General features: G+C 32.8%; 25 protein-coding genes, 1 tRNA gene and 2 pseudogenes. 19 read left to right on the forward strand and 9 right to left on the reverse strand.

What is annotated here, in order from left to right:
* Positions 1-14 precede the first annotated feature (14 nt).
* The 12 genes from K6T82_RS14780 (at position 15) to K6T82_RS14835 (ending at position 8,961) form a co-directional block, all read left to right on the forward strand.
* A complete protein-coding gene (locus tag K6T82_RS14780) occupies positions 15-884 on the forward strand; it encodes a LysR substrate-binding domain-containing protein (RefSeq protein ID WP_223707038.1) in 870 nt (289 codons plus the stop codon).
* A 58-nt stretch (positions 885-942) separates the two neighbouring features.
* Positions 943-1,029: transfer RNA gene (locus K6T82_RS14785), tRNA-Ser, on the forward strand.
* A 114-nt stretch (positions 1,030-1,143) separates the two neighbouring features.
* Positions 1,144-1,722, forward strand: coding sequence for a hypothetical protein (locus K6T82_RS14790; RefSeq protein ID WP_223707040.1), 579 nt, complete (start codon positions 1,144-1,146; stop codon positions 1,720-1,722).
* Positions 1,722-2,057 (forward strand): hypothetical protein, encoded by a 336-nt coding sequence (locus tag K6T82_RS14795; protein WP_223707042.1) that lies wholly within the window; start codon positions 1,722-1,724, stop codon positions 2,055-2,057. The genes K6T82_RS14790 and K6T82_RS14795 overlap by 1 nt, the downstream gene beginning before the upstream one ends.
* A gap of 238 nt (positions 2,058-2,295) precedes the next feature.
* Entirely contained in the window at positions 2,296-2,658 is a 363-nt protein-coding gene (locus K6T82_RS14800) for an S-adenosylmethionine decarboxylase family protein (protein WP_223707044.1), read from the forward strand.
* A gap of 3 nt (positions 2,659-2,661) precedes the next feature.
* A complete protein-coding gene (locus K6T82_RS14805; protein ID WP_223707046.1) occupies positions 2,662-3,888 on the forward strand; it encodes a DUF4178 domain-containing protein in 1,227 nt (408 codons plus the stop codon).
* 6 nt (positions 3,889-3,894) lie between these two features.
* A complete protein-coding gene (locus tag K6T82_RS14810) occupies positions 3,895-4,074 on the forward strand; it encodes a hypothetical protein (protein WP_223707049.1) in 180 nt (59 codons plus the stop codon).
* 13 nt (positions 4,075-4,087) lie between these two features.
* A complete protein-coding gene (locus tag K6T82_RS14815) occupies positions 4,088-4,303 on the forward strand; it encodes a DUF350 domain-containing protein (protein ID WP_223707051.1) in 216 nt (71 codons plus the stop codon).
* Positions 4,296-5,816 (forward strand): polyamine aminopropyltransferase, encoded by a 1,521-nt coding sequence (locus K6T82_RS14820; protein ID WP_223707053.1) that lies wholly within the window; start codon positions 4,296-4,298, stop codon positions 5,814-5,816. The genes K6T82_RS14815 and K6T82_RS14820 overlap by 8 nt, the downstream gene beginning before the upstream one ends.
* Entirely contained in the window at positions 5,791-7,419 is a 1,629-nt protein-coding gene (locus K6T82_RS14825; RefSeq protein ID WP_223707055.1) for an NAD(P)/FAD-dependent oxidoreductase, read from the forward strand. The genes K6T82_RS14820 and K6T82_RS14825 overlap by 26 nt, the downstream gene beginning before the upstream one ends.
* Entirely contained in the window at positions 7,397-8,416 is a 1,020-nt protein-coding gene (locus tag K6T82_RS14830; protein ID WP_223707058.1) for a hypothetical protein, read from the forward strand. Before K6T82_RS14825 ends, K6T82_RS14830 begins: the two co-directional genes overlap by 23 nt.
* 23 nt (positions 8,417-8,439) lie before the next feature.
* The gene (locus K6T82_RS14835) at positions 8,440-8,961 is read left to right on the forward strand and encodes a DUF6438 domain-containing protein (protein ID WP_223707060.1); all 522 of its coding nucleotides are present in this window, start codon (positions 8,440-8,442) and stop codon (positions 8,959-8,961) included.
* A 128-nt stretch (positions 8,962-9,089) separates the two neighbouring features.
* Here the strand turns inward: K6T82_RS14835 and K6T82_RS14840 are convergent, their stop codons facing one another.
* The 3 genes from K6T82_RS14840 to K6T82_RS14850 form a co-directional block, all read right to left on the reverse strand.
* Positions 9,090-9,854 carry an SGNH/GDSL hydrolase family protein gene (locus K6T82_RS14840; protein ID WP_223707062.1) on the reverse strand — a complete coding sequence of 255 codons (765 nt, stop codon included), beginning with the start codon at positions 9,852-9,854 and terminating at the stop codon, positions 9,090-9,092.
* 64 nt (positions 9,855-9,918) lie between these two features.
* The gene (locus K6T82_RS14845) at positions 9,919-10,701 is read right to left on the reverse strand and encodes a DUF3050 domain-containing protein (protein WP_223707064.1); all 783 of its coding nucleotides are present in this window, start codon (positions 10,699-10,701) and stop codon (positions 9,919-9,921) included.
* Between the two features lie 88 nt (positions 10,702-10,789).
* A complete protein-coding gene (locus K6T82_RS14850; RefSeq protein WP_223707066.1) occupies positions 10,790-11,968 on the reverse strand; it encodes an acyl-CoA dehydrogenase family protein in 1,179 nt (392 codons plus the stop codon).
* Positions 11,969-12,293: 325 nt separating this feature from the next.
* Between K6T82_RS14850 and K6T82_RS24690 the strand changes: the two are divergent.
* A pseudogene (locus K6T82_RS24690) lies at positions 12,294-13,052 on the forward strand (tetratricopeptide repeat protein); the annotation flags it as partial.
* Positions 13,053-13,664: 612 nt separating this feature from the next.
* Positions 13,665-13,907, forward strand: a pseudogene (locus K6T82_RS24695) (helix-turn-helix domain-containing protein); the annotation flags it as partial.
* Between the two features lie 12 nt (positions 13,908-13,919).
* Here the strand turns inward: K6T82_RS24695 and K6T82_RS14860 are convergent.
* The 6 genes from K6T82_RS14860 to K6T82_RS14885 form a co-directional block, all read right to left on the reverse strand.
* Positions 13,920-14,084 (reverse strand): hypothetical protein, encoded by a 165-nt coding sequence (locus K6T82_RS14860; RefSeq protein ID WP_223707070.1) that lies wholly within the window; start codon positions 14,082-14,084, stop codon positions 13,920-13,922.
* A gap of 67 nt (positions 14,085-14,151) precedes the next feature.
* Complete coding sequence (locus tag K6T82_RS14865; RefSeq protein WP_223707072.1) at positions 14,152-14,289, reverse strand: rSAM-modified peptide; 138 nt, start codon at positions 14,287-14,289, stop codon at positions 14,152-14,154.
* Between the two features lie 67 nt (positions 14,290-14,356).
* A complete protein-coding gene (locus K6T82_RS14870) occupies positions 14,357-14,494 on the reverse strand; it encodes an rSAM-modified peptide (RefSeq protein WP_223707075.1) in 138 nt (45 codons plus the stop codon).
* A gap of 67 nt (positions 14,495-14,561) precedes the next feature.
* Complete coding sequence (locus K6T82_RS14875; protein WP_223707077.1) at positions 14,562-14,699, reverse strand: rSAM-modified peptide; 138 nt, start codon at positions 14,697-14,699, stop codon at positions 14,562-14,564.
* Between the two features lie 67 nt (positions 14,700-14,766).
* Positions 14,767-14,904: an rSAM-modified peptide gene (locus K6T82_RS14880; protein ID WP_223707079.1), complete on the reverse strand. Its 138-nt coding sequence runs from the start codon at positions 14,902-14,904 to the stop codon at positions 14,767-14,769.
* Between the two features lie 70 nt (positions 14,905-14,974).
* Positions 14,975-15,112, reverse strand: coding sequence for an rSAM-modified peptide (locus K6T82_RS14885; protein ID WP_223707081.1), 138 nt, complete (start codon positions 15,110-15,112; stop codon positions 14,975-14,977).
* Positions 15,113-15,680: 568 nt separating this feature from the next.
* Here K6T82_RS14885 and K6T82_RS14890 point away from each other — a divergent pair.
* The 5 genes from K6T82_RS14890 to K6T82_RS14905 form a co-directional block, all read left to right on the forward strand.
* Complete coding sequence (locus K6T82_RS14890; protein WP_223707083.1) at positions 15,681-17,237, forward strand: vitamin K epoxide reductase family protein; 1,557 nt, start codon at positions 15,681-15,683, stop codon at positions 17,235-17,237.
* A 62-nt stretch (positions 17,238-17,299) separates the two neighbouring features.
* Positions 17,300-17,482 (forward strand): hypothetical protein, encoded by a 183-nt coding sequence (locus K6T82_RS14895; protein WP_223707085.1) that lies wholly within the window; start codon positions 17,300-17,302, stop codon positions 17,480-17,482.
* A 71-nt stretch (positions 17,483-17,553) separates the two neighbouring features.
* Positions 17,554-17,685 (forward strand): hypothetical protein, encoded by a 132-nt coding sequence (locus tag K6T82_RS24535; protein ID WP_255596554.1) that lies wholly within the window; start codon positions 17,554-17,556, stop codon positions 17,683-17,685.
* A gap of 62 nt (positions 17,686-17,747) precedes the next feature.
* Positions 17,748-17,939, forward strand: coding sequence for a hypothetical protein (locus tag K6T82_RS14900; RefSeq protein WP_223707087.1), 192 nt, complete (start codon positions 17,748-17,750; stop codon positions 17,937-17,939).
* A gap of 319 nt (positions 17,940-18,258) precedes the next feature.
* A partial coding sequence (locus tag K6T82_RS14905; RefSeq protein WP_223707089.1) for a cysteine peptidase family C39 domain-containing protein occupies positions 18,259-19,744 on the forward strand: 1,486 nt, incomplete at its 3' end.

Below are 19,744 nucleotides of genomic sequence, written 5' to 3' on the forward strand. Positions count from 1 at the left end.
TTAAACTTATCAATATGGAAATTTATCAACTACAATATTTTATTAAAACAGCTGAGGTTTTGCATTTTACCAAAGCAGCAGAATTGTGTTTTGTCACGCAATCTGGACTTTCGCAACAGATTAAAAAACTAGAAGAAGAATTGGGATTGCCCTTATTTAAGCGAATTGGAAAAAAAGTACAATTGACCGAAGCCGGTTCGGTATTTTTAGTTCATGCCAAGAAAGTAGTCGAAAATATCGAAAACGGAAAACAGGCCATCGAAGATTTGAACGAAATGATTGGCGGCGAATTGCGAATTGGTGTTACCTATATTTTTGGATTGCTTATTTTACCTGTCGTTCAAGCGTTTGCGAAACAATATCAGAATCTGAAAATTATTGTCGAATATGGAACAACCGAAGCGTTGGAAAAAAAATTACTAAATAACGAATTGGATGTGGTTTTGGTTATTTCTTCACATCCTATTGAACTTCCAATCCAGAAAGTGCCTTTGTTTATTTCGAATATGGTAATGGCGGTTTCGAAAACGCATCCTTTGGCGCATTTGGATAAAATTGCTTTCAAAAAAATGGATGAAATCGAGTTGGTTTTACCCGGAAAAGGATCGAATTCAAGAGAATATGTTGAAGTATTGTTTCAGAAGTTTAATATGACGCCCAAAATCTCAATCGAACTGCATTCCATCCATGCATTATTACAAATGGTAGAAAACAGTGATTGGGCAACCATTGTGGCTGAAAAAGCCCTAAAAGGCTGGGATCAGCTTAAAGCAATTCAAATTACGGGCGTTGTCACTAAAAGAGAGTCGTTTATGCTGACCATTGGAGGTTACCAGAAAAAGGCAGTAAAATTATTCATGGAAGAGTTTAGAAAAAGCATTTAAAGTAACTTGTGTTTTGACTTTGTAAAGTCAATTTTTTTTGTTTCTTTGCAGACCAAATAGAAAGGTGTCCGAGTGGTTTAAGGAGCTAGCCTGGAAAGCTAGTATATGGGTAACTGTATCGAGGGTTCGAATCCCTTCCTTTCTGCGAGATAAAAACCAGTGATTTCATTTTAAGAAATTACTGGTTTTTTGTTTTTTGAAAAAATGAGAATAAAAGCTATCTTTAATTGAATTTAATTTTAGAATTACAATTAGATACATGAAATCAACCGTATTAACTTTCCTTATAATTCTTCTTTTCTCTTCCTGTGCCTCATTTTCAGACAAAATGATTAAAGAAAACAAATCGGCATTATCAGAAAATGATTTGTCAAAACTGGAAGGGAAATACGAATTGTTTCCAGATTTAAAATACGATGAAAAAGGAAATGCAACAACAATAGATTCGCAAGAATCTAGGGCGAGATACAACTTGAATTATTTTATAAAATCGGAAAAATCAAAATTCGACTATTCACAAGGATATGTTGTTGAGGTAAAACTTTTGGATAAAAATCGTTTTCAATTTATTACCCAAAAAGACAATCAAATAATTGAAAATATTGAAGTTGGAGGAAAACTAAAAAACGGACTTTTCTATCTGGATAATAAATACTTAAAACGTAACGGAGTTCCATATCTTGCAGGCGGTTACGATAATCATAAAACAAGAATTGGACTCTCAAAAGATAACGGACTTTTGGTGAATTATGCTTATGATAATTCGGGTGCGGTTTTGTTTATGTTTTGGGCTGGCTCTTCTTATAATCTGGGTTATCATTACAAAAGAATTGAATAATGTATAAATACTATTTTCGCCCCGGTTATCAATCAGGGAATCTTTTGATTGAAGTTTTTGATGGCGCAGAAAATGAAACTTTTGTTTCTGATTTTGTTCATGCTTTAGGCGAAATAAATCCAAAAATGACAGATGTTTTAGATTTGTGGATGAACGATGAAGTGCTTTTAACTTACGATTCTGAAATTGGACCGTTTACGATTTCAAAAGATATTTGGGGTTTTGCTTTTATAACCGCAGAAAATAATCAAGAGGGTTTGGGTAAAATAAATTCTGTTTTAGAAAAATCGGAATTCTTTGAGAAAGTCGAAGTTGATTTCGAAAATTACAAATAAAAACGAAAACGTCTAGTCTAGCCCCGATAGAAGCGGCATCCTTTTGTGGCGGGGTTCGCCGCAAAAGATACAGCGGATAGCGGGACTAAACGTGTTTTGAAAACGAGATTTCTGCTCCTTAAATATAAAAAATCAATAAATACATAGTCGCGAAAAGTTATTTTTAAAATACGGTTTCCCGTATTCTTTTATTCTAGAAATATTCTATATTTGACTCCTGTGTAATATAAATAACTTGATGGATTTACCTCCTTATTCGCCAGGATTGCATAAACTGGTTACTTTACATGTCGATAAAACTTCGAAGCTGACCGATAGCAAAGGTTTTGTTGCGATTACCAATTCCATTTTAGAAAAATACGAACTTGAAAAGGTTGGCGCTGTTGTGCATGATTTTGATAATGACAGTTTTACAATCTCGTACTGCCTTAAAGAATCGCATATTTGTATACACACTTGGCCAGAATACAATCAGTTGACTTTGGATGTTTATTTGTGTAATTATCTTCAGGATAATTCGCAAAAAGTGCGTGCTGTAATGGCTGATTATGTGGCTTATTTTGAAGCAGAAATTATTAAAGATTTTGAAATTAACCGATAAGATATGAAGATTCCTTGTTACGACTGTAATACAGAAACCGAATTAGAGGTTGGTTTTGAGGTAGTAAATTTTGTTTGTCCAAAATGTCGAAGCGTTTATGAAGCCGACGATGAGGGAAAATTTAGAAGAAAATCAAAATACAAAGCCGAAACAGAACCGTTTCCGTTAGCTGTTGGCGATATTGGTTTCTTAAAAGGAAGCGAGTATAAGGTGACGGGCATCCTGAGAAAAAAAGTGAATCCTGATTATAGATGGACAGAATTTATTTTGCAAAATGAAGCCAAAGAGTTTCTTTATCTATCTGTTTCAAATGGACATTGGATGATGCTTACCGAAATGGAAAAGATCGATGATCTTAAAAAAGGCACTAAATTGCTGAACTATGATGGTAAAAATTACGATTTATTCGAACATTCGGATGCTGAAATAATTGATGCAAAAGGTTTTTTTGATTTCAAAATTCCAAATAAAAAAGCACACTTGGCTGAATATATAAATCCGCCATACATTGTTTCTGTTGAAAAAATGAATAATATTCAGACCGCTTTTCATGGAGAATATGTTCGAAAAAGTGAAATCAAAAAAGCATTTCCAGACATAACATTACCGTATCAGTCAGGAACGGGAATGATTCAGCCCTCTCTTTTTGATTTGACCAACACGGCGGTTATTTTCTGTCTTTTTGCTTTACTGATCATAACGGCAAACTGGTTTATTTACAGAAATCAGTTTGAGCAGAATGTTTTTTCTAAAACAATAGAATTTAGTCAGTTTGATAGTAAAGAAATTACCAGTCCAACTTTTGTATTGAAAGGTGGTTCGGCTCCTATGACAATTAATGTTTCTACAGACGTTGATAATTCATGGGCCAATCTTAATATCGCTCTGGTTAATGAGGAAACAAGTGATGAAATTAATGCCAACAAAGATATTGAGTACTATTCTGGTTATACTGATGGCGAATATTGGAGAGAAGGAAGCAGTTCTGAAAAATTTAATATTTGTGGTGTAAAACCAGGAAAATACCATCTCGTAATTACACCAATGAAAGCACCTGAGGATCTTAAAAACAATGCCATGCGTATCAATGTAGTCTGGAATGAACCTTCTAGTAGAAATGTCTGGCTGGTGATTATTGGGATGATTGTAATTTTCTTTATCATACGTTTTTTTAAGAATCAATTTGAGAAAAATAGATGGGCAGACAGTTCTTACTCAAATTACGAATAAGTTAATATGAAAAAAATCTCTGATTTCTTCAGCAATAATTGGGCTTCATTGGCAATTGGATTCTTTTGCTTTGGAGTTTATATCTATTTTGCTCTTGCCGGAAACCGAATCTGCGATTGCGAAAGAACCGAAAAATACAGCACGGCAGGAAGCCGAACATCTTATAACCGTTTTTATCACAAATAAAAAATCAATTAATATGGAATTAATTCACGCACAACCAATTGTAAATTCAATTATTTATTCTCTTCTAGGGATTGTTATTTTGTTAATAGGTTATTTTATTATTGAAAAACTGACTCCAGAAAACACTTGGAAAGAGGTTGTAGAAAAAAATAATGTTGCTGTTGCGATTGTTCTGGCAGCATTTATCATCGGAATTTCCATGATTATTAGTGCCGCAATTCATGGGTAAAAAGTTTCTTAGGTTCGAATTTCTTTTACTTTTTGCCGTATTTATAATTGCTACCTGCGGACTAATCTACGAATTGGTTGCAGGAACTTTGGCGAGTTATTTATTAGGCGATTCGGTAAAACAATTTTCGTTTATTATTGGCGTATACCTGTTTTCGATGGGTATTGGCTCTTTTTTTTCAAAGTTTTTTCATAAAAATCTACTCAACACTTTTGTTGAAATCGAAATATTGGTTGGACTTATCGGAGGTTTAAGTTCTGTGGTTTTGTTTCTATTGTTCGAAAGTGTTGGTTCATTTCAGTTTATCTTATATTTATTTGTTTTCGTAACCGGATTTTTGGTCGGATTGGAGATTCCGCTTTTAATGAATATTTTAAAAGACAGAGTCGAGTTTAAAGATTTGGTTTCGAATGTTTTTACGTTTGATTATATCGGAGCTTTGTTGGCTTCAATTCTGTTTCCGTTGGTTTTAGTGCCAAAATTAGGGATTATGGGAACGTCTCTTTTCTTCGGAATGATCAATGTAAGTATTGCGATTGTTTTGTGTTTTTTGTTGAAAAGAGAATTAAAAAAGGTCTATTTTCTTAAAATGAAAGCCATTTTCTCCTTTGTATTATTACTCGGAGTTTTTGTTTTTTCGAACGATATTCTAGCGTATTCTGAAGGGAAATTATACGGAGAAAATATTATTTATACCAATTCAACTCCTTATCAGCGTATTGTTTTAACACATAATAAGAGCGATTACAGGCTTTATCTGAATAATAACCTACAATTTAGTTCGGCAGACGAATATCGTTATCACGAGGCTTTGGTGCATCCCGTAATGTCAATGGCAAAAAGCGTTAAACATATATTGGTTTTAGGTGGCGGCGACGGTTTGGCAGTTCGCGAAATCTTGAAGTACAAAGATGTCGAAAAAGTAACTTTGGTCGATTTGGATGAAGGAATGACAAAGTTGTTTAAAACGAATACCGTTTTAACCAATTTCAATCAGAATTCGTTGAACAATCCAAAAGTTACCGTAATCAATACCGATGCTTACATTTGGGCAAAAAGCTGTAAAGAAAAGTACGATGTTGCCATAATCGACTTTCCAGATCCTTCCAATTATAGTTTGGGAAAATTGTATTCGCTGAATTTTTATCAAACCATAAAAACTATTTTACAACCAGATGCTGCGGTCGTAATTCAAACTACTTCTCCTTATTTTGCGCCAAAATCTTTTTGGTGTATCAATAAAACCGTGATGCAGGTTTTTCCGCAGGTCGATGCGTATCATGCGTATGTTCCGTCTTTTGGAGAATGGGGGTATACGATTGCCATAAACGGTTTCGGAACCACTTTTAATTCCGTTAACCGAAAAGCAGACAAATTGAAGTTTTACAATTATCAATTTGACCGTTTCAATTATTTTACAAACGATATGATTTCCAATCAAGTTGAAATTAATCGTTTAGACAACCAGATTTTAGTACGCTATTTTGATGAAGAGTGGGGAAAACTGCAATAAATCTAGAAGGAATTTCATAAAAGGAGTTGGAGCTTCTTTACTTCTCATTCCGTTTCTGCAGTTTTGTTCTGATAAAATTGCAGTAATGATGATTCGTTTGTCTGGAACCAAACATTTACTCGGACATCGCTTATGGATTAAAGATTTTCCAAAACCAACCAAGCAAATCGAGATTCCGTATCTGATTGTTGGCGGCGGAATTTCCGGTTTAAGTGCGGCGCGACAATTTCAGAAAAAAGGAATTTCAGATTTTTTAGTAGTAGAATTAGAAAATCATTTGGGTGGAAATTCTTCAAATGGAGAAAATAAATATTCCAAATATCCTTTGGGCGCACATTATCTTCCTTTGCCGAATTTTCAAGATAAAGAACTGCTTCAATTTTTAGAAGAAGAGAAAATAATTCTGGGATATAACGAAAAAGGATTTCCCATTTTTGATGAATTGCAATTGACTTTTGCGCCAGACGAACGTTTGTTTTACAAAAACAATTGGCAAGAAGGCGTAGTGCCAAAAGAGGGAAATTTGATTTCAGATGATTTGGAGTTTGAGAAATTCTTTAAACAAATGGATGTTTTTAGAAGCGGAAAAGGAGAGGACCAAAAATATTTATTTGATATTCCGATCTATCTTTCTTCTAAAGATGAAAAGACGAGAGCTCTAGATAAAATCACAATGAAACAATGGTTTCAAAACAATCATTTTACGTCTGAACCTTTGTTTAATTATATTGATTATTGTTGCAAAGATGATTTTGGATTAGGAATTGAATACGTTTCGGCTTGGGCTGGAATTCATTATTTTGCGGGAAGAAAACAAGACAGTACGCCAGAAAAACACGACAGCGTTTTAACTTGGGCGGAAGGAAATGCGCGTTTGGCAACTCATTTGAAAAAATATACTGAGGACAAATCACTGAAAAATCATTTGGTTTATGAAGTGAAAATTGAAAACAATAAAGTAATAGCAAAAGCTTTTGATGATGCAACAAATACTTCTTTAGAAATTATTGCAGATAAAGTGATTATGGCGTCTCCGCAATTTGTAAATCAGTATTTGATAAAAGATAGAAAAGCCTTTACAAAAGATTTTCATTATACGCCATGGCTTTTGGCGACTTTGGTTGTAAACGATTTATCGGAGAATTATAGTTTTCCACTTTCGTGGGATAATGTAATTTATGATGCAAAAGGTTTGGGTTATGTTTACGATCAGCATCAAACTGTAAATCAGGTTCAGGATAAAAAAGTGATTACATATTATTATAGTTTTTCGTCTGGAGATTTAAAGAAAACGAGAAAAGAACTGTATAAAAAAGACAAAGAATATTGGAAACAATTTGTTTTGAATGATTTAAAAATCGCGCATCCCGATATTGAAGAATATACAGAAGATATAGAAGTTTTTCTGCTAGGTCACGGAATGATTTCGCCAGCGCCAGGCTTTATTTTTGGTGAAGCGAAGAAACAAGCCAAACAAAATATTCAGAAAAAGATTTATTTCGCACACACGGATTTGTCTGGAATTTCGATTTTTGAAGAAGCTTTTCATCAGGGAATTAATGTTGTAAATGAGATTTTAGATGGAACAACCGTGGATTCATAAAGCCAAAACCGATTTAACGTTTATTATCGGACCATCTTTTTTTGTGCTGGCAATCATCTTTATTTTTCAGGATTATATTGCTGAAATTGAAGAGCATTATTCTTTTTACACTTGGCTTTTTTTGATTGTTTTTATTGATGTGGCGCACGTTTACGCGACGCTATTCAAAACCTATTTTGTTGCCGATGAATTTCAGAAACAGAAACGAAGACTGATTCTCTTGCCTTTATTTTGTTTGGTTACAGGAATCGTGCTTTTCTCTTTTGGAAGTTTAGTTTTTTGGTCGTTTCTAGCTTATGTCGCTGTTTTTCATTTCATCAGACAGCAATATGGTTTTATGAGATTGTATGCCAGAAAAGAAGTCAAGACCAAAGTTTCAGTTTGGATAGATAATCTAGCGATTTATGCTTCGACAGGATATCCAATGTTATATTGGTTTTTTTCGTCTAAGCGAAAGTTCAACTGGTTTGTAGAAAATGAATTTTTTAAGTTTGAAAATCAATTGATTTTACAAATTCTGTTTTGGATTTATATTGGAATTTTGATTTTGTATGTAGTTTATACAGCTGTAAAATCTATTCAAAATCAGTTTTTTAATATTCCGAAAAACAGTATTATTCTCGGAACGGCGCTTTCTTGGTATTTCGGAATTGTTTATTTTAATGACGATTTGATTTTTACTTTATTGAATGTCGTTTCGCATGGAATTCCGTACATGGCTTTGGTTTATTTTAAGGAAATTGACGGAAAATCCAAAGAAGAATTAGGGAATTTATCATTTTTAAAACAATACAAAGGACTTTTCATTTATATCGGAATTCTTCTTTTAATTGCCTTTTCTGAAGAATTTCTTTGGGAACTTTTCGTTTGGAATGAAAACATCAGCGTAACGAATTTTGATTTTTCGAGTTGGCAGATTTTACTGGTTCCATTGTTGACGGTTCCGCAGTTTACGCATTATTTATTGGATGGTTTTATTTGGAAAACTAAGAAGTAGGTTTGTTTTATTAGATTTGAGAGATGAAAAAGCAATTTGTAATTTTTAGTGTTATATTATTAATGTTTTCCTGTTCTAAAAAAGAAGATGTAAAGCCGTTTCCTTTTGATGAATTAATAGTTTCTTCTGCTGGTTTAGATCACGTGACTTCAATTAAGTTTACAAATAGCGATACGGTCTATTATAAAAGAATTTATCCTAAGCCAATAAAAAAGTCATATGCAATTCTTGAAATTTCTGATAGAAAAAAACTCAACGAATTGTTTCTAAAACTCGATTTTGGAAAGTTTAAAGATGATTATGTACAAGATAATCTGGCTGATGGAACGATGTATTTGATTAATATTTCAAAAGACAGAAAGAATAAGAAAATATCTCTTTATGGTAAGGTTATTCCGCAAGAACTTAAAAAGTTTATAGATTCTTTAGGAGGGATATTGAATGGATTGAGGTTTATTAGAACTAATAAAAATATAGATTTTGGAGATTTGAGATCCATATTACCTCCGCCACCGCCACCGATTCCAAATAGTAAAGTCCATTAAAAAACATAAAACTTCTAATCTAGCCCCGATAGGAGTGATATCCTTTTGTGTTGGGGTTCAACACAAAAGATATAACGGATAGCGGGACTAAACTTGTTTTAAAAACGGACTTTCTGCTTCTAATAATACTAATCCTGCAAAGCTATTTTAATCTTCGGCATCATTTTGTCTACAAACATTTTATAGGCTAATTCTGACGGATGCAAACCATCTGAAGCCACAAGGTTTGGACTATTTAGTCCCTCGCGAGTGATTTCTGTAATAGAAACAAAAGCAACTTGATTGGTATTACAATAGTTTTCTGCAAAATTATTGTATTGCGTGATTTCTGCTGAAATTTTATTGCTTTGATCTCCGGCAAGACTTTTACCATAAGGAGTGTAGGCATAATCAGGAATAGAAATAACCACTACATTTTTTCTGTCGCCTTTGGCAAGCATAATGGCTTTGTTGACTAATTCTGGAAATTCTTTTTCGTAAACAGAAAAACTTTTGTGCTGATATTGATTGTTGACACCAATTAAAAGCGTCACCAAATCGTAATTGTTTTCTAGTTTTTGAGAATCTATCGATGAAATTAAATTGGATGTTGTCCAGCCTGTTGTTGCGATAATCTTAAGCGAAATAGTACTGGAATACATGGCGCGTAAACTCGATTTAAGTTGTTCTGGAAAACGACAGGTTTCGCAAACGCTTTGTCCGATCGTGTAGCTGTCGCCTAAAGCTAAATAGTTTACTGTATTCGGAATTGAAGTTGTGGGTGGAGTTACAACTGGCGGATTTACTACCGGCGGAGTTGTGGTAACAGGTTTAGGATTGTTTTCTTCGGCACTGCAGCTCATAAGAAAAACGGAAAATATAACGGTAACTATTTGTTTAAAATGTGGTTTCATAATTTGTTTAAATTAGATGGATGGCTTTAAACAAATAGTTACGTTAAATAAGAAGGTTTGGATTTTAAACCATTTCAGTTTTCATCAAGATTTCTTCTTCTATGGCATTCCAAAGTGCGATGCGTTTTTCTAATGCAAGGATTGAAACCTCTTCTACTTCCTGCCATTTTTGAGCATCATCTTCGCATAATTCCGTAATCATCTGCATGGCCATTGGTCCGTGTTCGTCGGCATCCAGTTCGATATGTCTTTCAAAATAATAAAGCAATTTAGTCAAATCGGTTTCAGGAAGATTTTTTTGGAAATTTTTCAGAATCTGAGTAAACATACTCGGAATTAAATCTTCTCTTCCGAACGTAAATGCAGCGGCAATTTCGTGCGGTTTTCCTTCTTCGATAACTCTAAAAGTAAAATCAAGGAAAGATTTCACATTTGGATGCATTGGACTTTGCTTTATCGCAACGAATATATTGTGTAATGAATTTACTTCTGATAGAAAACTTAAAATGCCAGTTGTATCGGCACCACAAGCTTCCATTGCTTCCAGATACATTTCGTAATGGCTTTGTCTTCTTCCGTCAATTGTTAAATCGGTTTCTTCGGCAAGAACAATTTCATTAATTAAATATCGTGTCTCTGGATTTTTAGTAGCAAACCATGGTGTTGTTGTACACGTAAGTTTGGCTTGCAAGGCTTTTAAAAGTGACATAAAATCCCAAACAGCAAAAACGTGAGTTTCCAAAAAGCTGTGTAAGTCGTCTATGTTTTGAATCTTATTGTATAAAGAATGATTTAATAGTTGGTCTTTTTGTGGTTGAATGCTTTTGTTTATCGTTTCGATATTCATTTTAGAAAATTTTGATGCAAAGATAAAAAGCTTCTTTGTTAGAAGAAGCTTTTTAGATTGATTTTGTATATATTTTAATAGATGTCTATTATTTAAATGCTGGAATTCCAGTTACATCCATTCCGGTTATTAATAAATGAATGTCGTGTGTTCCTTCATAAGTAATCACACTTTCGAGGTTCATCATGTGGCGCATGATAGAATATTCACCAGTGATTCCCATACCTCCGAGCATTTGTCTTGCTTCGCGGGCAATGTTTATTGCCATGTTGACATTGTTGCGTTTTGCCATCGAAATCTGAGCTGTTGTAGCTTTTCCTTCGTTTCTTAAAACACCCAAACGCCACGTTAATAATTGTGCTTTTGTGATTTCTGTAATCATTTCTGCTAATTTCTTTTGCTGCAATTGTGTTCCTCCAATTGGTTTCCCGAATTGAATTCTCTCTTTTGCATATCGTAAAGCGGTATCGTAGCAGTCCATTGCTGCGCCGATTGCTCCCCAAGCAATTCCGTAACGAGCAGAATCTAAACAGCCTAGAGGAGCGCCTAAACCAGATTTGTTTGGTAAAAGGTTTTCTTTTGGCACTTTGACGTTGTCAAAAATCAATTCTCCCGTTGCAGAGGCACGAAGCGACCATTTGTTGTGGGTTTCTGGCGTTGTAAAGCCTTCCATGCCACGTTCTACAATTAAACCGTGAATCCTACCTTCTTCATTTTTTGCCCAAACGATGGCAATATCTGCAAATGGCGCATTTGAAATCCACATTTTGGCACCATTTAAAAGATAATGATCACCCATATCTTTAAAATTGGTAATCATACTTCCGGGATCAGAACCGTGATCTGGCTCGGTTAAACCAAAACAACCAATAAATTCTCCTGTTGCCAATTTTGGAAGGTATTTCATTTTTTGTTCTTCGTTTCCGTATTTCCAAATAGGATACATAACCAGCGAAGATTGAACAGATGAGGTAGATCTTACACCAGAATCGCCTCTTTCGATTTCCTGCATAATTAAACCGTAAGAAATCTGGTCTAAACCGGCTCCTCCGTATTCAACGGGAATATAAGGTCCGAAACCGCCAATTTCTCCCAAACCTTTTATAATTTGTTTAGGAAATTCAGCTTTTTGAGCAAATTCTTCTATAATAGGAGAAACTTCTCTTTTAACCCATGCGCGAGCAGATTCACGAACCAATTTGTGTTCATCAGTTAGCAAATCGTCTAAGTTATAGTAATCTGGAGATTGAAATAGGTCTGGTTTCATGTTTTATAATTTTTAACAAACAAATTTACGTAATAAAAATATAACAAATACCGTATAAAATGTTATATTTTTTCAAGTCAAAAATAAAATTAATAGGATTTTGGCAAATTAATTGTAGTTTATTGATAATTTATAGACTATTTTTGAATACCAAAAACTAAATTAAATGAGGCTGATCATCTCTTTTTTATTTTTCTTGATACTTAATACCCTTGAGGCTCAACCAAATAAGGAGCTATCCGAGCAAAAATATTTAAATTTGCAGGATAAAATACGTTTCAGCATCAACGGAAACTACGATGAAGGTTTAACATTTGTTAAAGAAATGCTAAAATCCAGCAATGAAGAACATGTGACTTTTGCTTGGGGAGCTGCTTCTTATTTATATCAGCTAAAGGGCGATTCAATAAAATCTGATCAAAGTTATGCTGAGGCTTTAAAACATTTAGAAAAGATTCCGTTATCCAATAAAAAAATAAAAATTCACTCCTATTTATGTAACTATAGAGGTTTGATTTATTGGAAAAGGAGTAATTACGGTCAGGCATTAAGTGCTTATCAGGAAGGAATCAAATTATCTTCACAAATAAATGATTTAGTTCAAGTCTTAAAATTTAAAGCTAATATAGCTTTATTAAACGAAAGTGTAGGAAATTATCAATTGTCAATAAAGATCTTAAGACAAAATGATGCTTTTTTAGATAAAAATGAAAATCTGTACGAGAAAGATCAATTTCAGAATTCAAAAAGCAACACTTACACCAATCTTGGAAATTCCTATGAAGGGTATTACAATAAAAATCGCGATAAAACGTATTTGTTAGATTCGGCAGAGTACTTCTATAAAAAAGCAATTTCTTACTCAGAAAAATTTACCAATAATAAAATTACTTCGACATTAAGTTTAGGAAATATTTATTTGTTTAAAAAAGATTACAGTAATGCTGAAAAGATTTATTACGATATTGCTTTTTATTCCAAACAAAGCAACAATGATTTTTTATACCAAATTGCTAATTTCAATTTAGGGGATTTGTATTATACTTTAAAAAAATACGATCGCGCCCTTATTTTTTTAAAGAAAGTAGATTCACTGAGTATAAAAAATAAGATGATGGATAATAGCTATTTTAAATCCAATTATCTTCAGGCAAAAATTTACAGTATCAAAAATGAACCTGAATTGGCTTATAAGCACTCCAAATTATACCTTGATTCTTATGAAAAGTATGAAGGAAATATGAGAGAAGAAGCTCTGGAGGTTAATTACAAACTTGGTACAGCCAATCTTAGTGAAGAAATGATGGATGTTCAGGAAAAGTATAAGTATGAAGTTTTTTGGAATAAAGCTTTGAAAGTATTTTATGTAATTCTGGTTACTGGAATTGTATTTTTCTTGATTAAAAGTATTCGAGATAAAAATAAAGCACATAAGAAGATGAATGCCTTAATTGAAGAATTTAAAGCTAATTTGGAGAAAAAGGAAATTGAAAATGCGGAAATCGATAAAGTAGCAATTGAAGAAGTTTTTGCAGAAGTGCCAGAATTAGATGAAATTCAGCTTAAGAAAGAAAATGCAAACCTTAGCATTGATGAAGCAAAAGAAAATAAAATTGTAGAAAAATTATTGGCATTAGAAGAAAAGCTAGAATATTTAAATGCCGATTTTACCCTTTCGTATGTTGCTAAGAAAATAAAAACAAATACGACTTATCTATCTTATGTAGTAAATAAAAGATTTGGAAAATCTTTTGGAGAATATTCTAATGAATTGAAAATAAATTATGTTATTAATCAAATGATTACAAATCATTTGTATCGTAAATATTCAACTCAGGCAATAGCAGAAAGTGTTGGTTTTAAAAATGCAGTTTCATTTGCAAAATCATTTCGCAAAAGAACTGGAGTATCTCCAGCTCAATTTGCGAGTAATATTTAGAATTTTTTTGTCTTAATTATTTCCGTTTCCGCCGTTATTTTTTCCAGGATCTACCGGTGGTTCTGTTGGATCTGGATTTGCGGGAGGCACTCCGTCACCGCCGCGAATCACTTTTAATTCAGTTGCCACTAATTTTTCATTTTGGAAATCTTCGAGATTTGATTTAGGATTTTTCATGATGCTTATATTTTGATGTCTTTAGTAATTGATTTTTTGGATGCTTTATATATTAGGTAGAAATAGCTTAATTATTTCCGTTTCCGCCGTTATTTTTTCCTGGATCTACAGGAGGTTCTCCATCACCGCCGCGAATCACTTTTAATTCAGTTGCCACTAATTTTTCATTTTGGAAATCTTCGAAATTTGATTTAGGATTTTTCATGATACTTATATTTTGATGTCTTTAGTAATTGATTTTTTGGATGCTTTATATATTAGGTAGTAATGGCTTAAGTGTTTCCGTTTCCTCCATTATTTTTTCCTGGATCTACAGGAGGTTCTCCGTCACCGCCACGAACCACTTTTAATTCAGTTGCCACTAATTTTTCATTCTGGAAATCTTCGAAATTTGATTTAGGATTTTTCATGATACTTATATTTTGATGTCTTTAGTAATTGATTTTTTGGATGCTTTAAATGTTAGGTAGGATTGGCTTAATTGTTTCCGTTTCCGCCATTATTTTTTCCTGGATCTACAGGAGGTTCTCCATCACCGCCGCGAATCACTTTTAATTCAGTTGCCACTAATTTTTCATTTTGGAAATCTTGGAAATTTGATTTAGGATTTTTCATGATGCTTATATTTTGATGTCTTTAATAATTGATTTTTTGGATGCTTTATATATTAGGGAGTAATGGCTTAATTATTTCCATTTCCGCCATTATTTTTTCCTGGATCTACAGGAGGTTCTCCGTCACCGCCACGAACCACTTTTAATTCAGTTGCCACTAATTTTTCATTTTGGAAATCTTCGAAATTTGATTTAGGATTTTTCATGATACTTATATTTTGATGTCTTTAATGATTTATTTTTTTGGATGCCTTGTATATGTTTGGAAGAAATGGTTTAATTATTTCCGTTTCCGCCGTTATTTTTTCCCGGATCTACAGGAGGAACTCCGTCACCTCCGCGAATCACTTTTAGTTCAGTTGCTACTAATTTTTCAGTCTGGAAATCCTCTAAATTTAATTTCATACTTTTCATATCTTTTCTTTTTTATTATATTTTAATACTATTAATCTTTCATAAATATTTTAGTGCATTTTAATCAAATTCGAAAAAAATAGCTTTCGAAAAGTGGTTATGCTAAAAATTTTTGGGTTTATTTGGGTTAAAAAAGCAATAAAATCTAATCTTTTATTGTAAGTTAAATCATATTTTTTATGATTGGTTTTTGCTTTTTTTAGGGGTAATTTTATTTTAATTTGGGGTCTTTTTTTGTCCTTTTTGAACTTTTTTTGATTCCTTTTTTCTTCTAAATCATTAGAGATTTTATCTCGTCTTTTTCATGTTTTTTAATGTTTGAATTATTACTTATCCAAAACTAGATAAAATCATCGACCGTTAATCGAAAAAAGGCTTTCTGAGGATTTTATGAAAAAAAATAACATGTATTTATTTGTAAATCAGTAACTTGTGTTGAGTAGTATACTTGGTATAATTTATAAATTGTATGTGGTATAATTAATAAAATGTATACATACATGCGATATTTATCAATAAAAACACCAATCTTTGCATCGTAATCATGATTTAAAAACGGTCGAAAACGATGTTAAAACTGGTCCAAAAGTTTCTGCAAATTAACAAATACTCAGATATCAAAAATGAGTTTAAGGATCTGTTTTTGTCTCATCCAAATTATCCGAGTTTATTTGCGATTACAGATTCGTTCGATTTGCTTTCTGTAGAGAATGCTGCAGTAAGAGTTTCGAAAGAACAAATCGTAGATCTGCCATCTAATTTTTTGGCTTATTTTAAAGATGAATTAATTCTGGTCGAAAAAATTAAAAATGGTGTACGAATCACGACAACAAAAAAAGGGAGTCAAAAATTATCATACGATAAATTCCTTTTAGATTGGAATGGAGTAATTGTAGCCATCGAACCTAATAATGTAGTTGCCAGAGAAAATTTGAAAGTAGAGTACAATTGGTTAAAATATTTTCTTCCTCTTGTTCTTTTAATCGGATTATCTTTTTTCTACAACAGCTTCGATTTATTTAGCAGCTCGTTTTTAGCTACTTCAATTATCGGTTTGGTTGTAAGCATATTTATTGTGCAGCAGAAATGGGGTGTTAAAAACACTGTGATTTCAAAATTTTGTAATTTAAGTTCTAACTCTTCTTGTCATTCAGTAATAAGTTTCAACGATGATATAGCAAATAAATGGTTGAGTTTTTCAGATCTTCCATTATTGTTTTTCAGCGCAAGCATTATTGCCATTTTAATACAGCCATTAAATTCAGCGATTTTCGTTGGTTTTTTAAGTCTGTTGGCTATTCCGCTTGTAGTTTGTTCTATTTGGATTCAAAAATTTGAAATTCAAAAATGGTGCGTAATGTGTTTAGCAGTATCATTTTTAATAGTAGTACAAAGTGTTGCCTGGTTTTCATCAGACCTTTTTACTTTGAGTTTCAGCTTAAATACAATTTTTCCTTATGTGTTTTCTCTATTGCTTTTAATTCCAATTTGGGCAGCAGTAAAAGTCATGATCAAAAACATGCTTGACAACGAGAACTCATTAAAAGAGCTTAAAAAGTTTAAAAGAAATTATTCATTATTAAACTTCTTATCTAAAAAAGTAAAATATACTAAAGGATTTGAGGAATTGAGAGGTTTGAATTTTGGTAATAAAAATGCAGCAGTGAGACTTTCAATAATTATAAGCCCAAGCTGTGGACATTGTTATAAAACATTTCAGGAAGCTTTCGATTTGGTATTGAAATTTCCAGACAAAATATATTTGAACGTTCTTTTTAATATTAATCCTGAAAACAATGACAATCCGTATAAAACGGTTGTAGAGAGATTGTTAACTATTAATAGAGTGACGCCAGGAAAAACTGTTGAAGCAATTTCTGACTGGTACATTAAAAGAATGGTACATAAAAAATGGCTTAAAAAATGGCCAGTTGATTCTGTAAGTATGATGATTAGTCAAGAAATTCAGAAACAATACGATTGGTGTTCAATGAATAATTTTAATTATACACCGGTTAAAATTGTAAACGAAAGATTATTTCCAAACGAATACGAATTGAATGAGCTGAAATATTTCTTGAATGATTTTGTAGATGAAGTTCAGGTTCTAGAAAAAACAGCCTAAAAAATAAAAACAGATTTTCGACTGTTAATCGAAAGAGTAGTAACCCCAAAAAACCTGCAGTTATGTTAAAGAATATTTTGAAATTGAAAGGTGCAGTAGAATTGACTGCTAATGAGCAAAAAACAATAAACGGAGGAAATGCTCCTATTTGTGATGACGGATTTAAAGCTAAAAGATGTACAGAATTTGGTACAGTACCAGCATATTGGAGCTGTTTGCCAAATAATTATGTCGGAAGCTGTTAACAGAAAAATTTTCAAGCATCAAGTTTTTTACAGATTTGAGGCTTAAACCCAAAAAACGTAAATAACCAGTTATGTTAGAAAAAATTTTAAAAAGTAAAGAGACTAAAAAGCTGACAAAAAAAGAGCAGAAAAACATTTTAGGTGGTGAAGCATCAGAACCTAATTGTTATAATGCTACAGCCGATAAATATTACGCTTGCTAATTTGAATATTTAAATAGTAACAGAGCTATAAACTCTGTTACTATTAAAAAAAAGGTATCATTATGTTGAAGAAAATTTTAAGTCTGAACGGTGCTCAAAGTATTAATAAAAATGAGCTAAAAAACATGAAGGGAGGAATTCCTGAATGCTGGGTTTATGCTTTAGAAGCCGGATGCATTTTAATACCACCAGGCGAAACTTGTCCAATAAATACATCAGCGGGTATTTGTGATTCAAGTCGTCTTTGTTGTTGATTTTTTAACTTTTTTTAAAAGTAATACGATATAGCCTTATTTAGAATTTAGTCATGTTTTTTTTGAATGTATAGGCGCTCGATCGTGGAACATTGAGCATATTCTCAGTATTGATGATTGGTACTGGGATTCTTAGGAGTTGGCCGCTGTGTTGATTTTATTTGGTTAGGGTAAACCGCGGCCATGTCCTAAAGAAATTGTGTTGCTAAGAATTTGTTTATAAATAGCCAAACAGAGAAGATTTAATGTCTTCTCTGTTTTTTTATGGATTAACAAGAAATTTTTTTCTTAATTTGCTCTTGAATAAATCAAAAAGAAATTGAAAAAATTCGCACATTACAGACAAGCCGATCATAAGGATTGTGGTCCTACATGTTTAAAGATTATTGCTAAATATTACGGAAAAACAATCAATATTCAGGAGTTGAGAGATTTCAGCGAAACAACTCGTGAAGGAAGTAATTTGCTTTTTCTGAGTGATGCCGCCGAAAAAATCGGATTTAGTACTCTAGGTGTAAAATTGTCCGTAACAAGAATTGAAGAAGCGCCTCTTCCATGCATTCTTCATTGGAATAATGACCATTACGTTGTACTTTATAAAATCAAAAAAGGAAAATATTATATCTCAGATCCCGCTTTTGGGCTTTTGCAATATAACAAAGAAGAATTTGTAAAGTTCTGGATCGGCAATAATGCCGGTGATGAAACCAAAGAAGGAATTGCACTTTTGATCGAAGCAACGCCTAAATTTTTTCAATCTGATTTTGATAAAGAGGAGAATTCAGGCATCGGATTTAGGTTTCTATTCAAGTATTTATTTCAATACAAATCATTTCTCATACAACTCGCAATTGGTCTTTTTGCCAGCAGCTTACTCAATTTAATTTTTCCATTTTTAACCCAGAGTATTGTCGACGTTGGTATTCAGAATCAGAATATTAATTTTATCTATTTAATCCTTTTTGCCATGCTTTTTATTTTTGCAGGAAGAACAGGATTGGAGTTGATCAGAAGCTGGATTTTGCTTCATTTATCTACCAGAATCAATATTTCTCTTATTTCAGATTTCTTTATAAAATTAATGAATCTGCCGATTTCCTTTTTCGATGTTCGAATGACAGGAGATATTATGCAGCGTATCAATGATCACCGGAGAATTGAAAAAATCCTGACTACATCATCATTAAACGTGCTTTTTTCTGTAATCAATATGTTTGTGATGGGTGGTGTTCTGGCGTATTTCAATTTGCAGATATTTTTAGTCTTTTTTATTGGAAGCCTTTTTTATTTTGGATGGATAACGTTGTTCTTAAAAAGAAGAGAGGTATTGGATTATAAACGTTTTGCTGAAATTTCGAATGAGCAGAATAAGGTAATGGAGCTGATAAACGGAATGCAGGAAATAAAACTCCATAATGCAGAAAAGAAAAAACGCTGGGGATGGGAGTATGTGCAGGCAAGACTTTTCAGGGTATCGATAAAAGGTTTGGTTCTGGAGCAGTCTCAAACTATTGGTTCTTCGGTTATTAACGAATTAAAAAACATTTTTATAATACTGCTTTCGGCCAAACTGGTAATTGAAGGTTCAATTACACTCGGTATGGTGCTCGCCATCAGTGCTATAGTGGGAAGCTTGAACGGTCCGATTACACAGTTGATAGAATTTGTGCGGGAATTGCAGGATGCCAAAATTTCGCTTGCCCGATTATCAGAAATCCATGAAAAAGAAGATGAGCTACAACAAGAAGCGAATCAGACCAACGAAATTCCTCATGATGCCGATATCGAAATCAAAAATGTATCAT

The organism is Flavobacterium potami (assembly GCF_020026915.1).
Lineage (GTDB): Bacteria > Bacteroidota > Bacteroidia > Flavobacteriales > Flavobacteriaceae > Flavobacterium > Flavobacterium potami.